At 33.4% G+C, this 14,856-nt stretch carries 14 protein-coding genes and 1 pseudogene; all 15 read right to left on the bottom strand.

The window, feature by feature from the left end:
- Positions 1 to 23: 23 nt before the first annotated feature.
- Positions 24 to 302 carry a type II toxin-antitoxin system YafQ family toxin gene (locus Q1K37_RS07945; protein WP_300411122.1) on the bottom strand — a complete coding sequence of 93 codons (279 nt, stop codon included), beginning with the start codon at positions 300 to 302 and terminating at the stop codon, positions 24 to 26.
- Positions 292 to 564: a type II toxin-antitoxin system RelB/DinJ family antitoxin gene (locus tag Q1K37_RS07950; RefSeq protein WP_300411124.1), complete on the bottom strand. Its 273-nt coding sequence runs from the start codon at positions 562 to 564 to the stop codon at positions 292 to 294. The genes Q1K37_RS07945 and Q1K37_RS07950 overlap by 11 nt, the downstream gene beginning before the upstream one ends.
- A 109-nt stretch (positions 565 to 673) precedes the next feature.
- The gene (locus Q1K37_RS07955) at positions 674 to 997 is read right to left on the bottom strand and encodes a hypothetical protein (RefSeq protein WP_300411126.1); all 324 of its coding nucleotides are present in this window, start codon (positions 995 to 997) and stop codon (positions 674 to 676) included.
- A gap of 93 nt (positions 998 to 1,090) precedes the next feature.
- A pseudogene (locus Q1K37_RS07960) lies at positions 1,091 to 2,026 on the bottom strand (virulence RhuM family protein).
- Between the two features lie 117 nt (positions 2,027 to 2,143).
- On the bottom strand, positions 2,144 to 3,469 hold the full coding sequence (rlmD, locus tag Q1K37_RS07965; RefSeq protein ID WP_300411128.1) for a 23S rRNA (uracil(1939)-C(5))-methyltransferase RlmD: 1,326 nt from the start codon (positions 3,467 to 3,469) through the stop codon (positions 2,144 to 2,146).
- A gap of 8 nt (positions 3,470 to 3,477) precedes the next feature.
- Positions 3,478 to 4,404 carry an ABC transporter ATP-binding protein gene (locus tag Q1K37_RS07970; RefSeq protein WP_300411130.1) on the bottom strand — a complete coding sequence of 309 codons (927 nt, stop codon included), beginning with the start codon at positions 4,402 to 4,404 and terminating at the stop codon, positions 3,478 to 3,480.
- Positions 4,385 to 6,010, bottom strand: coding sequence for an iron ABC transporter permease (locus Q1K37_RS07975; RefSeq protein ID WP_300411132.1), 1,626 nt, complete (start codon positions 6,008 to 6,010; stop codon positions 4,385 to 4,387). Before Q1K37_RS07975 ends, Q1K37_RS07970 begins: the two co-directional genes overlap by 20 nt.
- Positions 6,011 to 6,017: 7 nt before the next feature.
- Positions 6,018 to 7,100: an ABC transporter substrate-binding protein gene (locus Q1K37_RS07980; protein WP_300411134.1), complete on the bottom strand. Its 1,083-nt coding sequence runs from the start codon at positions 7,098 to 7,100 to the stop codon at positions 6,018 to 6,020.
- 79 nt (positions 7,101 to 7,179) lie between these two features.
- On the bottom strand, positions 7,180 to 8,145 hold the full coding sequence (locus Q1K37_RS07985; protein WP_300411136.1) for an ATP-binding protein: 966 nt from the start codon (positions 8,143 to 8,145) through the stop codon (positions 7,180 to 7,182).
- The gene (locus Q1K37_RS07990; RefSeq protein WP_300411137.1) at positions 8,138 to 8,908 is read right to left on the bottom strand and encodes a DnaD domain protein; all 771 of its coding nucleotides are present in this window, start codon (positions 8,906 to 8,908) and stop codon (positions 8,138 to 8,140) included. Before Q1K37_RS07990 ends, Q1K37_RS07985 begins: the two co-directional genes overlap by 8 nt.
- Complete coding sequence (locus Q1K37_RS07995) at positions 8,898 to 9,515, bottom strand: GNAT family protein (protein ID WP_300411138.1); 618 nt, start codon at positions 9,513 to 9,515, stop codon at positions 8,898 to 8,900. Before Q1K37_RS07995 ends, Q1K37_RS07990 begins: the two co-directional genes overlap by 11 nt.
- Entirely contained in the window at positions 9,502 to 10,860 is a 1,359-nt protein-coding gene (dnaB, locus tag Q1K37_RS08000) for a replicative DNA helicase (protein WP_300411139.1), read from the bottom strand. Before dnaB ends, Q1K37_RS07995 begins: the two co-directional genes overlap by 14 nt.
- A 1-nt stretch (position 10,861) precedes the next feature.
- A complete protein-coding gene (rplI, locus tag Q1K37_RS08005) occupies positions 10,862 to 11,308 on the bottom strand; it encodes a 50S ribosomal protein L9 (RefSeq protein WP_300411141.1) in 447 nt (148 codons plus the stop codon).
- Positions 11,286 to 13,298 (bottom strand): DHH family phosphoesterase, encoded by a 2,013-nt coding sequence (locus Q1K37_RS08010; protein WP_300411142.1) that lies wholly within the window; start codon positions 13,296 to 13,298, stop codon positions 11,286 to 11,288. Before Q1K37_RS08010 ends, rplI begins: the two co-directional genes overlap by 23 nt.
- Positions 13,285 to 14,196: a DUF2232 domain-containing protein gene (locus tag Q1K37_RS08015; RefSeq protein ID WP_300411144.1), complete on the bottom strand. Its 912-nt coding sequence runs from the start codon at positions 14,194 to 14,196 to the stop codon at positions 13,285 to 13,287. Before Q1K37_RS08015 ends, Q1K37_RS08010 begins: the two co-directional genes overlap by 14 nt.
- Between the last annotated feature and the right edge of the window lie 660 nt (positions 14,197 to 14,856).

Genomic DNA, 14,856 nt, shown 5'->3' on the forward strand with positions numbered 1-14,856 from the left:
AATTTTCTAGATGCTTAATTATATTATTTAAATAAATCTGAATGTGAGCCAGTTCTTATTAGTGATAGAACTAAAAATTCTTCAAATTTTTCATAAATTAGTAAAAAATCTGGCTCTATATGACATTCTCTAGTCCCCTTATAATTTCCAATTAATGAATGGTCTCTATATTTTTCATCGAGAATCTCATCTTTTGCTATTTTTTCAATAACATAAAATAACTTTTCAATATTTTTCCCTTGTTTTTTAACTTGCTTTAGATCTTTTTTAAATCTACTAGTATACTTTATTTTATACTTCAAGAGAGGACCTTAGTTCATCCATATTATCATAGGACTTTACGTTTTTATCTTTAGATATCGACCTTCCTTCTTCTATAGCTTTTATGGTTTCATTATTAGGAACATTTAGTTTTAAATCAAAAGGAATTCCACTTTCTCTTATACTAGCTCTTAAAAACATGTTGATAGCAGTTGTCATGTTTAATCCTAATCTAGAATAGATTTTTTCTGCTGCTTCTTTAATCTCTTTATCTGTTCTTATATTTAAATTTGTAGTAGCCATTTCCTCATCCCCTTTGACTTAATTATACAATTAAATTCGTGCATTGTCAACACAATGTCATTATTTTCAAAATTTATCAAAATCGTCCTGTGTTTCTACAAGTAAGTATTTAGAAGATATTTTCGAACACTCTTTTCGTAATTCTCAGAGCTTTATAATTGTCACCAAAAATCATAAACCTATTGATTTCAGGGTCTTCGATTGCAGATTTTATATCTGATGCACCTGGCAATAAAAAACTATTATATTCATTAATATCTAACTCAAATATAGTTTTATCAGGTAAAACTCTTAAAGCATCTTCACTTAAAATAGCTTCCTTGCTCTTTGCAATAACAACAATATCTCTATTATGTGGTGCCAAAATTTCAAGGGCAACACTAATTTCAAAATTACAAAAAGAATCATAAATTAACACAGCTGTTTTCTTCATAATGATTTCCCCTTCAATTCCCCAAATTAACAAGACCACAAATTCTAGATAACTTTAGTTAATACTATAAAAACCCCATTAATAATAATGGGACTACTTATTGTTATCTACAAGTTTTTTTATTCTTTTATCAAAATCTGATTCTATCTTTTGAGTTTTATTAAAGGCTTCATATTCTTTTGACGCTTTTTTCTTGGCATCCTTCATTGAAACTTGCCCATACCCTTCTAATATCTTGTATTCTCTAAACTCTAGAAACCTATCTATACTTATAGCAAATTCTTCCATTGTAAAAGTATTTCTTCTATCAATTAAATCTTCTATATAATCAAAATAACCAGAAACATTTCTTTCTAACTGCTTTATTTCTTTTTCACTTAAATAATTTTTTGCAACTTAAGTGTCAGACTTTATAACACGACCGTCAGGAGAATTTTTCCATGATGTAAGTCCCATGTTGACCTTGTTTCTATCTGCTTTAGAATAAATTATTTCCGCTGCTGGTTGTCCTGTTATAGCGTAATGGAATTTATTTTGTACATTATCATAAAAAAGTCTTGTAATCTCTGAGTCCTTATCGTAGTCTATTGATATTTCTGCAAAAATGTCAGTGATATTTTGCCAAATTCTTCTTTCACTGGCTCTAATTGAGCGGACTCTTTCTAATAATTCTTGGAAATAATCTTCTCCAAACAAGTCTTTTCCCTGTTTCAGTCTTTTATCATCTAAAGCAAAACCTTTAATCATATACTCTTTTAAAACACTTGTAGCCCAAATTCTAAATTTCGTTGCTTTTTTTGAATTAATTCTATAGCCTAGGGCAATAATTGTATCTAATTTATAGTAGTCTATTTCTCTTTTTACAGTTCTATCGCCTTCATTCTGAACTTTTTCCATTTTGGAAACTGTTCGATTTTCTTCCAATTCTCCTTCTTTAAAAATGTTACTTAGATGCTTGCTAACAGCTGGCACCCCTACACCAAAAAGCTTTGCCATTTGTTTTTGTGTCATCCATATAGTTTCATTCATAATCAGAACGTCTGATATAACTTGGCTGTCTTCAGTTTCGTATAATAAAAATTTTTTTGTATTGTCTAAGTTTAAAACTCATATCCTTTCTTTTGATAGGTTAATAAATCTAAATACTTATTGATTCTTACCCTTAACTAACAATGCCACAATTTCAACATGCATTGAATTAACAAACATATCCACCAATTTAACTTCCCTTGTCACAAAGCCTATTTCTTCTAGCAGTCCAAGGTCTCTTGCCAATGTTCCTGGGTTACAGGAGATGTACATTATCTTGTTTAACTTAGATTTTGACACCTCTTGTATTAATTTCTTATCCAGTCCTTTTCTTGGTGGATCTACTACCAATATATCTATTTTCTCTAATAGTCTAGCAATTTCATTTTCGCTCTTACCTAAGACAAATTCAACATTATTTAATCCGTTAATCTCTTTGTTGGCATTTGCGTCTTTTACTGCATCTTTTACAATTTCCACGCCTATAACTTTTCTTGCATATTGACCAAAGTAAAGGCTAGTGCTTCCAATTCCACAGTATAGATCCAGTATCTTTTCTGTACCTTTTAATTTCATCTGCCTAACTGCTTCTTCGTATAACTTTTCTGTCATAAGGGCATTGGTTTGAAAGAAGGACCTTGGGGATATTTTAAACTTAAGCTTTCCTATTGTATCTGTATAGTCCTTTTTTCGAAAATACAAAGTTGTACTCTTCATAATTTCTGATTTACTATCTTCATTTATGGAGTAGTGGACTTCAATGATATTGTCCAGTTCTTTAATATCTTTCAAAAGCTTTTCTATTTCTCTTGTCAACTTTCTTACAGTTAGAGTAAGCTGTATTTCGCCTTTTTTATTTTCCCTTATGGTGATATTTTTAATTTCTCCACTTTTGCTATTTCTATCATATCCTGAAATTCTATGTTCTTTTATTAACTCTTTAAGTCTTGGTATTAAAAGGTTGGTGTTTTTTCCCGCAATTATACAGCTGTCTATTGCTGTTAGCTGATGACTACCTGCACGATAGTAACCTATTTGTCCCATTTTGTTTACTTTAAATTCTATCTTATTTCTAAATCCTTCCCTTGTAGGACATTTTGTGATTTCAATGGAGTCCAGATTTAACTTTCCAATTCTTTTAAGTTTATTTTTTACCATTTGAACTTTCAATTCCAGCTCTTTTTCATATTCGATGTCCATGGTGCTACAGCCATCACAACTATAGAAGTAGGGACAATCTGGTTTTTCATAAAAGTCACTTTTCCTTATAGTATTTACTTTTATTCCTTCGGCAAAATTTTTCTTTTCCTTGATAACTTTAATATCTACAATTTCACCAAAACTTGCATTTTCCACAAAATAGACCTTATTGTCCTTTTTGCAAACTCCCTTTCCTTCTTCTGTTATGTCGATGACTTCTAATTCCTTAATAATCTTATCCATTTTTTCTCCTATATCTTGTTTTTTGGAAGTTTTACTCTTATTCTATCGCCTATTTGAAGTTCCTTTTCATCATTTAACTTAACCATCTTATAGTCTTTGTCCTTGTAGTCTAGGGAGTATTCAATAAAAGCTCCTTTAAAAATCTTCGATTTTACAGTGACTTCTACACCATTTTCATCTTCTATAATTCTTTCTGGTCGATTAAAATGATTTTCATCTATTTTATTGGAACGTCCTACAAACTCCATGGAAAACTTTGTCTTTGGATGATTATATATTTCTCTACCCGTTCCCTTTTGCTCTATTACACCCTTATTCATAAGGATTATATCATCTGCAATTGTAAAAGCATCCTCTTGGTCATGGGTCACAAATATAATTGTAATTCCAAAGATATCCCTTATTCTAAGTAATTCCATTCTTAAGCTCTCTCTTAGTTTTGTGTCGAGATTCGAAAAAGGTTCATCTAGTAAAAGGATTTTTGGTTTTACTATTAAAGCTCTTCCTATTGCAACTCTCTGTTGTTCTCCCCCTGAAAGGTCTGTGACCTTTTTATTGTCATAGCCTTCCAAGTTCAAGAGTTTAAGCATCTGCCGACCTTCTTCAATTCTAGCTTTTTTTGAAACTTTTCTAAATTTAAGTCCATAGGTTATATTTTCTAAAACCGTCATATGAGGAAAAAGTCCCAAAGATTGAAAGACCGTTGCTATGGGCCTATCTTCTGCTGGAATGTTCACTATAGACCTTCCTTGTATCTTTATATCTCCCTCGGTAATTTCCGTAAATCCTCCAATACATTGTAGTATTGTCGTCTTACCACATCCAGAGGGTCCAAGTAGACATAGTATACTCTTTTCATCACAGGTAAAGGAAACGTCCTTTAATGCGTATTTATCTTTATATTTTTTCTTAAGGTTAATTATCTCTAAAAACATTGTCCCTCCTATGAAGTAGTCTATATGATGTTAGGCTGAAAATTAAGCATATTATGATAATTACAGAACTTAGAACCGAAGCAATATTGTATTTACCACTTGAAACCAGGTCAAATAGCACCAAGGTAGCAAGTTTTCTATTTGGGTATACCAAAAAGATTATTGATCCAATAGTTGTCATAGAGGAAATAAAGGTATTGGTAAAGGATAGAAAAAGTCCTTGTTTTGACATGGGTAAAACTATGTCTTTAAAGGTGTTGAGCTCATGGGCCCCTAAGTCCTTAGATGAATTTATCGTAGCTTTTGTAATCTGTGTCATCTTCGATTGTACCGCTCTAATTGCTAGAGGAAGCTGTCTAAAAATCAAGTTTAGGATGACTATGGCAGCTGTTCCAGTCAACTTAAAGGGATAGTCGTGAAATGCAAATATATACCCTAAACCAAAGAATGTTCCTGGAATTATATAGGGAAGATTGGACAACATATCCAGTATCTTCATATGCTTTATTCCCCTTAAATATGAATAGTAGGAAACCAAAAGGCCTAGAAAGGAAACTATCAACCCTGCAATGACTGAGTATACAATAGACCTTATAAAGCTAGTCTTTATATATGGAATAGCCTGTTTGATATTGTCCAAAGTAAAGTAGATATTGCCTTTGGATTTTCCTGTAAATGAGGACATGAATATTGCAATGTACTGAATGCTAATCCATATAATGAAGAATACGGCCACAGCAGCTATGATATAGTAAATTCCTGATTTTTTTAATTTTACTTGGGAACTTCTCATTATTTTTGATGCTGAGTTTTGTCTTTTTAAAAAGTAGGTGTATACAAAAAACACTATGATTGAGGGTAAAAATATCACAATGGACATGGCAGCAGCTCGCATGGTGTTACCCTTTTCAATAACTGACAGATAGGACTCTGTTGCCAAAGTGTTAAAAGCCCCACCAATTAACATTGGCGTTGAAAAATCCGCAACAGATTTAATAAAACTAAGTAGCACTGAAACTGCTATAGGCGGCACCATCAACGGTAGGATGATGTCCTTAACTATTGCTGTGGTTGATGCCCTAAGGGACTTTGCAGACTCAATCATGGTCATGTCAAAGGAATCGAGATAACCAATTAAAAGGGTTGCATTTAAAGATGTAAATCCTAGGGTTTGAACTGAAACTATACCTAAAAGGCCGTAAGGGTTTAAACTTAATCCCAGTATGTGTTTTGTTATAAATCCATTTCTACCAAAGAGTTCGATATAGGTTAAAGACGAGATAAATGGCGGCGTTACCATTGTTAAAAGCAGTATAAAAACTATTATTCTCTTTCCCCATTTGTTGGTAAACAGGGTTAAAAGGGCGATACAAGTTGCTATAAATGTGGAAACTATAGCTGTCAGAAAACCTGTTTTTATGGAGTTTATCAACAGATGGTTTTCGTCTTTTAAAAATTTAAAGGCTGTAAAATCTAATTTGTTATCTATGTAAAATGCCTTTAAAAAAACGCATAAAAAAGGATAGATCACAAATAAAAATACTAGTGAGATAATGATTATCCTTATACCCTTGTCTAATATTTTATACTTTTGCGATCTATCCATTGTTCACCTATTTATTCTTTGTCATCTCTTCCCATTTTGATAAGATTTCTTCCCTTTGTGAACCAAAAGTAGAAATGTCGATATCCATCAATTTATCTTCAGGAAGTCCTAAGTCAAATCCTTCAACATCCTTAACTATCATCTGTGAAGAATCCTTACCATCTAACTTTGCTAATTTAGCTTGATTTTCAGGTCTTAGCATAAAGTCTATAAATGCCTTGGCTATTTCAGTGCCATCTCCACCCTTAAATATAGCTACTCCTTCTGGTACCCATGGAATACCATCTTCAGGATATACAACCTTTAGGTCGTTTTCTTCTGCTACATCAAAAGATTTTTTATCCGCTGGAATTATACCAATATTAAATTCACCGGAAACAGTCTTTTCTTCAGGGTCCTTACCTCTTTTTCCATAAAATTCTATATTGTCATTTAATTTTGATAGGTAGTCCCATCCTTCTTCTGTTCCCTTAGTATCTAAAAGTGCTTTAACAGCTGCATAGTTAGTTCCTGAAATCGCAGGGTTGGCCATGATTACTTGTCCTTTATATTTTGGATCTGCCAAATCGTCCCAAGTCTTAGGAGCTTCTAGGCCCTTTTCTTGTAACGCCTTTTCATTCACTAAAAATCCTACAACAGTAAGTCCCTTACTATTCCAATATCCTTCAGGGTCTCTAAATCTTTCATCTACGGTGTCCTTCGCTTTAGGAACATAGGATTCTAGTAGTCCCTTGTCCTTAGCCGCCATAAAAGCGTCAATTCCACCACCAAACCAAAGGTCTGCCATCGGCTTTCCACCTTCAGCTTCAATTCTAGAGATAACTTCTCCAGAACTCATGGATAAAAATTCTACCTTTGCATTTGTTTCCTTAGCAAATTCATCAAAAAGTTCCTTGTAGGAGTCTGAAGTCGTTACTACATTCATAGTCTTTCCTTCAAAGTCTAACTTTTCATCTCCACTTGCACTTTCAGTAGTATCTGTTGCTCCATCAGTTGTAGGAGCCTCTGTTGACTTGTCATCCGCTTTTTTACAAGCTACTGGAACAAGTAGTAACAGAGCTACCAAAAGTATCATCAATTTTTTCTTCATCTTATACCTCCATTGTTAATTTCAAGTAAATACTTGAATTAATTCCATAGTACCAGTTTCCATGTCCTAATTCAAATTTTTAAAATCTATCCCCTCGCAAATCTTCACCATATAGGGTGTAGAGTTCATAGGTTTTAAGACGTGAGTAAATTCTTTCGTCATATAACTCTCTAATCTCACTAAAACTTACATTAGTGGAAATTATCACTGGTTTTTTCTTATTTAGTCTCTCATTTATAAGATTGAATAAGTTGGAGACGTTGTACTGACTAATCTGTTCCGAACCCAAGTCGTCGATAATAAGTAAATCTGATTCAATGATTAATTGGTAGTCCTGCCTGTTCTTTTCCTCGAATTCAAAGGAACCTAAGTTGTAGTTTCTCAGTTTCTTCATTAAATCTGCAGATGTCAAATACACTACATTTACATTCTTAGCTAAAAGCTCATGGGAAATACAGTTACAAAAATAGGTCTTTCCCGTACCTACTGGGCCTGTGATAAATAGGGACTTTGATGATGATGAAAAGTTTTTACAATAGTCTTTGAACTCATCATAGTAAAACCTAGCCAGATCCCTGGGACTTGCAGGCTTTCCCTCAGGTTTTTCATTGGAAAAAATTTCAAAATCAAAATTCTCAAAGTTTTCTTCCTCTACTCCAGAATGCAAAGATGCATTTTTTATCTTTTCACTTATTATTATGTCCTTTTTACACTTACAGACATTTCCATTTACTTCTCCAGTATCATTACATATATTACAGTAATACTGTCTTTCAGTGTAATCTCTTGGGTAGCCATTTTTTTCAAGAAGGTCGTCCCTCTTGGACTTTAAATCTTTCACAAGTTGAAGGCAATCTTTAGCATCTCCACCATCTGATTTTCTCATTTCGTAGAGATAGTTTATGTTAGCCTGGGCAATATCTCTTGTCAATTTCTTATAGCCAGGAATTTTCTTTGAAACTTCATCTTTCCTAGAAGCCTGTAAGTTTTCCATTTCCCTTCTTCTATTTTCCAAAATTTTCCCAGCTCTATCAAATTCATTCATTGCTTAAGTTCCTATCTCTCTCTTTAAGTTTTTTTCGCAAAGCTATCATTTCCGGACTTTCGTCAATATTTTTATTGGCTTCTCCGTTTTTTGCAGGTCTATAGTAGGATCTTCTCTTTTTTATATTTGCCTTTCTCTTCTTCTCCTCATCCAACATCTTGTTGTAGTCAGCCATGGTTTTTATGCCATCCACTACCCAATTTTTCAAAATTCCCATAACATAGTTAGGGTTCTTTTTATCTCTCTTTTCAAAGGAGTATTCAAAAGCCTTTTTAATAAGTTCAGAATCCACACCAGTTTCCTGCTGAAATTCCGTAATCTCTATAATGGTGTTGGTGCCAAGAGGAACTTGTAAAAAGTTTTCAATCCAATTAAACATCTCTGCATTTTCATTGAAAGTTTTTGGAGTATCTTCGTTTTTATCGTATTCATAAAAGGATTTTTGTCCCAGTTGAAGTTCCCTAATGGATAAAAAGGTATATTCATATTCATTGTTACCTGGTTTGAGTTTTCGTTTTATTATACCTTCTTCCAGCCAATGTTTTAAACTGGAATCTATCTCCTCCAGAGTCATATTTAAATCCCTTGAAATAATTTTTTCATCAAATTTAAACCCATTTCCCTCTTTGGAAACCTGTCTAAAAAGATATAAGTAAAGCTTGACATCATTTCCTGAAGCCAAGGGCAAAAAAAGGTCCAAAAAGAGATTCTCAATAGGTGTTTCTCCTAGATCTATATTGAAATTGTCGATATTAAAAGTCATTACTTACAGCTCCTAATTCATAATCCATCTTCGTAAGGGCCATACAATAAATTTTAGAGTATATCTTTCCTGAACTAATCGAAAAATATTCTTTGAACCGACTATAATAGGGGTCTTCAAAATCTATTTGTTGATTTTCAAAAAGTCCTAGATATTCAAACTTATATTTAAAACCTAGCTTTTTATACAATCTAATGGCTCGTTCATTGAACAAATTGACATCTAAAGTCATTTCTTTCATTTTAAGCACATTAAAATAATATTTCAAAAAAAGATTCAAAGCTCTGTAACCATATCCCTGAGATGTATAGGCAGGGTTAAAAACAATTCCTAGTACAGAGGTCTTCTTGAAATAGCTAATGTCCTTAATTCCTATATACCCTATCAATTCTCCATGTATTTTAACGCCATAGTACTTGTTTCTAAAGCCAATCCCCTTAGAATAGTACCAAAGGGTTAAAAAATTTTCGCTATATCCACCTAGGTTGTAGTCTATAAACAGCTCATTATCGTGATTTTCCCAGTCGGTCATATTATGGGCATCCTCTATTGTGAGTTTATCTATCGTAAGTTCATTTTCTGAAATTAAACATCTATTCGTTTCCATAATTTTCGTCGGTATACTCAAATTCCAAATCAGTAAATTTGGAATGTTCCTTATTAAAGTACATCTGTATTGACCCAGTTGGTCCATTTCTATGTTTTGCAATAATTAAATCTGTAATATTTGGCCTTTCAGTAGTCTCAGGATTATAATAATCGTCACGATATATCATCATAACAATGTCTGCATCCTGCTCAATGGCTCCTGACTCCCTCATATCTGAAAGCATTGGCCTTTTGTCCGTTCTCTGTTCAACAGCTCTTGAAAGTTGGGAAAGTGCTATTACAGGACAATTTAGTTCCTTCGCAAGTCCCTTCAATCCCCTAGATATATTTGATATCTCCTGTTGTCTATTTTCTCCTCTTCCTGACCCATCCGTCATAAGCTGTAAATAGTCTATGAATAAAATATCAAGACCTTCTTTAGATGATAGCCTCCTTGCCTTAGACCTAAGTTCTGTAAGGGAAATACTTGAAGTGTCGTCAAGGTAGATTGGAGCCTCTTCCAGTATACTAATGGCCTTTCCCAAAGTTTCAAAGGAATCCTCTGGAATCTTACCACTTATAATGTCCTGAAGGTCTATATGAGATAAAGAACTTAAAAACCTTTGAGTGAGCTGCATCTTACTCATCTCCAGAGAAAATATAGCTACGGATTTTTTACTAAGAGCCGCCGCCAAAGCCATATTTAAAGCCAAAGTTGACTTACCCATGGAAGGTCTTGCAGCAATGAGGACAAGGTCAGACTTTTGAAAGCCGGAAAGCTGTCTGTCCAAATCTGTCAAACCTGTAGTAATACCAGTAATTCCGCCTTCTTTTAGACTCATTTCGTTTATTTGGTCCAAGGTCTTGCCTAAAACAAGAGATATCTTTTCCAAATCGGTTTTGGAATTAGACTGACTTAATTTGTAGATGGAACTTTCTGCAAATTCTAATACTTCCAATGCTTCTTGATTTCCATATGACATCTTCATAATTTCATCGGCAGTTCTAATCAGGTATCGCAAGGTGGATTTTTCACTTACAATTTGAGCATAGGCCTGAACATTTGTAGGACCTGGAACCATTTCAGTCAAGGTCATAAGGTACTCAATGCCCCCTACAAAATCTAGTTTTCCCTCCTTTTTAAGCTCATCAGAAAGGGTTATAAAGTCTATTTGCTCTCCTTTTTCATAGAGGTTGATTATACCTCTAAAGACCTCTGCATTTTTTCCTGCATAGAAATCATCATATTTTAAAATGCCCGTTGCAGTATCTATGGCATGTTTATCCAAAATCATAGACCCTAAAACGGACATCTCAGCATTTATGTCATTTGGAAATAATTTAGTTTCCAAATTTTCTTCCATACTACTCCCTTTCAACATCCACTTTTAAGAAAGCGGTAACTTCATGATAAAGTTTTACAGGAACTGTAACACTGGAAATATTTCTAATATTTTCCTTAAGTTCAATTTTTCTTCTATCGATTTGGATGTTTTTTTGTTCCCTTAAAGCCTTAGAGATATCCATAGGTGTAACCGCACCAAAAAGTCTATCTCCTTCTCCTGCCTTAGCTTTAATAACAATTCCTGAACTTTCCAATTCCTCTTTTAATTGTAAAGCTTCTTCTCTATCTTTTTCCTTCTTAGCTTCAATCTTCTTTTGTTCTTCCTTCCAATTGGCTAAGTTATCCTTAGTTGCTTCTATAGCAAGACCATTTGGAAATAGGTAGTTTCTTGCATATCCAGTTTTGGCGTTCACCAAGTCTCCCTTTTGTCCTAGTTTCTTAACATCATCTATCAGTATTACTTTCATCTTTGTCCTCCTGTAAATATTCATCTATTACTTTCTTCAATTCTTCAACAGCTTCTTTCATCGGGATATCCATTTGAGTACCCGCCGAGGTCAAATGTCCTCCACCATCCAACTTTTCTAAAATCAGTTGAACGGAGATATCTCCAAGGCTTCTTCCAGAAATATGAATCTTGTTCTTAAGCTTTGTCGCAACAAAAGCCGCTTCGATATTATTCATATTTAGAAGTTCATCAGCAGCTTGAGCCGCTATTAAGATATTGTCATCAGAAACCTCTTCCAAAGTACCAATGGCAATCCTATCTCTATAAATCTCTGCCTTATAAACCACTTCTCCCTTTTGTCTAACTGTACTTATATCATTTCTAAAGAGTTGTCTAACCTTAATGCTGTCTGCCCCTTGTCTTTTTAAGATGGACGCAGCTTCAAAGGTTCTAACTCCAGTTTGTAAAATGAAGTTTTTAGTGTCCACAGTTATTCCTGCAAGTAGTGCTTCAGCAATTACCTTAGGTATCTTCATTCTATCAGAAGAATAGAATAAAATCTCGGTAATAAGCTCTGAAGTTGAGGAAGCATGGGGCTCCAAATAAGTTAAAATAGCATTGTCAATATAGTCAGAGCTTCTTCTATGGTGATCTATCAAAATAATATTTTTTGAAATCTCCAAGAGTTTTGGCGCTTCTGAACTGGTTTTTCTATGATGGTCTAACACCACCACTACAGAATCATTCTTACATAGGTCAACAGCATCGGAAGGCTTTATAAAGATGTCCTTAATATTAAAATCTTCAGTATTAGGGTAGTTCTTCATTAGAGAATTGTAGATCTTTTCAATTGCAGGAGTTATCTCCTTTAATACAATATAGAAGTTCTTATTTAGCTTCTTTGCCAATTCCATTACCCCAAGACAAGACCCTAAGGAGTCCATGTCTGGATTTTTATGACCCATGATAAACACATCTCCAGAACGTTCCAGAAGTTTAATTAAACCATTTGCCATAACTCTGGCCTTTACAGTTGAATTTTTAGATACGGATTGATTTTTCCCTCCAAAATACTCAAAGTGATCTTCCATCTTTACAACTGCCTGGTCTCCACCACGTCCCAAAGCTATGTTTAAACATGCCCTTGCAGACTTATGTGCTTCAAGTGGATTCTTCTCCAATGTTCCCACGCCTATACTCAACGTAGCAGGAATTCTATTTCCTTCTTCGATTTCCCTAACTTCATCTAGAATATAGAACTTCGACTTGATGGCCTTAAGCAAGTTTTCATAGGACATGACAATGGTGTAGTCCTCTTGTTCGTATTTTATAGCAAAGCCCTCATGCTCCGATGCAAAGTTATTTATTATACTATCAATCTTTGCAAAGACCATAGGTCTATTTGTATCGTCGGTGTTTTCACTTAATTCATCGTAATTGTCAACATTTAAATTGATAACAGAAATAGACTCGTCCAAGAGCAAGTTTTCCAAATTTTTCTCATTTGTGTATTCAACAATGTAGAGTAGTACGTTTTTTTCTGCTTTGCTATCAACAAAGGTGTTTATGAACATCCTATAAAAGTCACCTTTATATTCTATAGGTATAAATTGATTGTCCTCTGGCAGTGATTCCATATTAACTTCAGGAAATACTTCAGAAATTTCTAAATTTAAAGTAGGCTCTTCCTCATCAATTAAGTTTTTGAAATTTGAATTGTGCCAAATAATCTTTCCTCCGTCATTTAATATAACCAGGGGAAAAGGCATTGAAAAAATAGCTCTTCTAGTAACTTCATCAAATTTCTCATTGAAGTTTTCCATATACTCTTCAAGCTCTTCCTTCTTTTCAGAAAGGCTTCTAACTTCATAAAAAGCTAAAAAACCAGTAATGGCAAAGGCTATAACCCCAAAGACCCTATTATAATAGAATATTGTTACGGAGCAGATTATCATAAAAATGTAAAATGGCACCTTGTCTGCCAAATTATAAATATTAAATTTTTTCATTTTCTATCCTTTTAAATCTCTTTCTGAAATTAACAAACATATCTATCAACCCCACAAGCATATAAAAATAGGATCCTTTAAATAGAACAATCACTAAAATCGGTATAATAAAACGTAGTGGCTTAGGCATTCTATTAATAAAATAATAATCAATCGTAAAAATCCCCGCCATCATAAACAAAAATCCTACAACTGAAATTGCATTTACATATAGGATATCAAAATACCTGAATTTTGTAATATATGCAATGCCTAGGACTATGGCTAAGATCGATATGGGAATTAACGCCTTTATGTCCATCCTCAAATCAATAAATCTAAGTCTATTTTCAAGCTTATAATTGTCCTTATGCAACATATTAGTTGCATAGATGTAGGATAGCACAATTAAAGATATACCCGAAACCACTAAAGTTCCAGGCAAACTCAATTTTATCAATTTTATAACTTGATAAATCTCATTCTTACTTCCTACTAATTGAGACATTCCAGCATTTTCCACAATTGTTATAACATCTTTGCCCATCTTATCAATAGCAAGACTAACTTGTCCTACAATATCTATCTTAAGGATATATGTTAGATTGATTGAAAAAATTATAGCCATGAGTACCAAAGCCAAAACATTTATTCCAATAATCTGTGAACTCTTTTTCTTTTCTTTAATTAAAATTACGGTTATTACCACAATTGGCATTGAAATCAACAGATAAATGCCCATAAATTGAAGTCCACCAAATAAGCCCATAATAATGGAAACTATAAAAGTGGACAAAGCTGCCTTAAGTACTCCCCTTTTAACACCAAGCCATATGGATGGTCCTGGCATAAAAAACAAAAGAAAGGATACTATGGGAAATATTGTTGCCAACATGCCAAAGGTGACGGATCTCAACACTGAAACCAATAGTTCAATATTGTCCGGTTTTATATCTCTATTATCGATATTTCACACCTCCACAATTACTACTATTATACAACATCCCTAGAATATTAAAAAGAGTCATAAAATAGCAATTGTATTTAGTGTAAATCTTTACATGTAAAAAAGCCCGTTATAAAACAGGCTTTCTTACTCGGAGTTTAACTCAATGAAAAAAATAAAAAATATTACTAGAGCTGTAAGTCAATTATACAACGAAAGATTAAATAATGCAAGAAACGTTTACAAGTTTTCTATAATTATATTTAAAACGTTGAACCTATCAAGTTAGGCAATTGATTTCTTATAGCTTAAACTTTTAAAATTCATCTTATTACCATTTAAAATGCTTCTATCAAGTACCAAATTGATAAAACTTCTACCCTTATTAAATTTTAATTCCTTAGGAAATCATTAACAAAATTTACTATAACGCCTTAGTATGATAGAAGGAATATACCTTTTCATAAAAGGATGGTGTAAAATTAGTATCTATAAAAAAGGAAAGCCAACAGCTTTCCCACTGCTTTTCAAATTATTTCTAACATCTCATCTCCCACATCTCACCTCCCACATCTCACCTCCCACATCTCATCTCCCACATCTCACCTCCCACATCTCACCTCCCACATCTCA

Source organism: Lagierella sp. (assembly GCF_029983815.1).
Classification (GTDB): Bacteria; Bacillota; Clostridia; order Tissierellales; family Peptoniphilaceae; genus Mediannikoviicoccus.

Excerpts from the sequence above, each read along its gene's own strand:
- Q1K37_RS07950 (WP_300411124.1), bottom strand. The coding sequence starts at position 564 with ATGGCTACTACAAATTTAAATATAAGAACAGATAAAGAGATTAAAGAA.
- Q1K37_RS07955 (WP_300411126.1), bottom strand. The coding sequence starts at position 997 with ATGAAGAAAACAGCTGTGTTAATTTATGATTCTTTTTGTAATTTTGAA.
- rlmD (WP_300411128.1), bottom strand. The coding sequence starts at position 3,469 with ATGGATAAGATTATTAAGGAATTAGAAGTCATCGACATAACAGAAGAA.
- Q1K37_RS07970 (WP_300411130.1), bottom strand. The coding sequence starts at position 4,404 with ATGTTTTTAGAGATAATTAACCTTAAGAAAAAATATAAAGATAAATAC.
- Q1K37_RS07975 (WP_300411132.1), bottom strand. The coding sequence starts at position 6,010 with ATGGATAGATCGCAAAAGTATAAAATATTAGACAAGGGTATAAGGATA.
- Q1K37_RS07980 (WP_300411134.1), bottom strand. The coding sequence starts at position 7,100 with ATGAAGAAAAAATTGATGATACTTTTGGTAGCTCTGTTACTACTTGTT.
- Q1K37_RS07985 (WP_300411136.1), bottom strand. The coding sequence starts at position 8,145 with ATGAATGAATTTGATAGAGCTGGGAAAATTTTGGAAAATAGAAGAAGG.
- Q1K37_RS07990 (WP_300411137.1), bottom strand. The coding sequence starts at position 8,908 with ATGACTTTTAATATCGACAATTTCAATATAGATCTAGGAGAAACACCT.
- Q1K37_RS07995 (WP_300411138.1), bottom strand. The coding sequence starts at position 9,515 with ATGGAAACGAATAGATGTTTAATTTCAGAAAATGAACTTACGATAGAT.
- dnaB (WP_300411139.1), bottom strand. The coding sequence starts at position 10,860 with ATGGAAGAAAATTTGGAAACTAAATTATTTCCAAATGACATAAATGCT.
- rplI (WP_300411141.1), bottom strand. The coding sequence starts at position 11,308 with ATGAAAGTAATACTGATAGATGATGTTAAGAAACTAGGACAAAAGGGA.
- Q1K37_RS08010 (WP_300411142.1), bottom strand. The coding sequence starts at position 13,298 with ATGAAAAAATTTAATATTTATAATTTGGCAGACAAGGTGCCATTTTAC.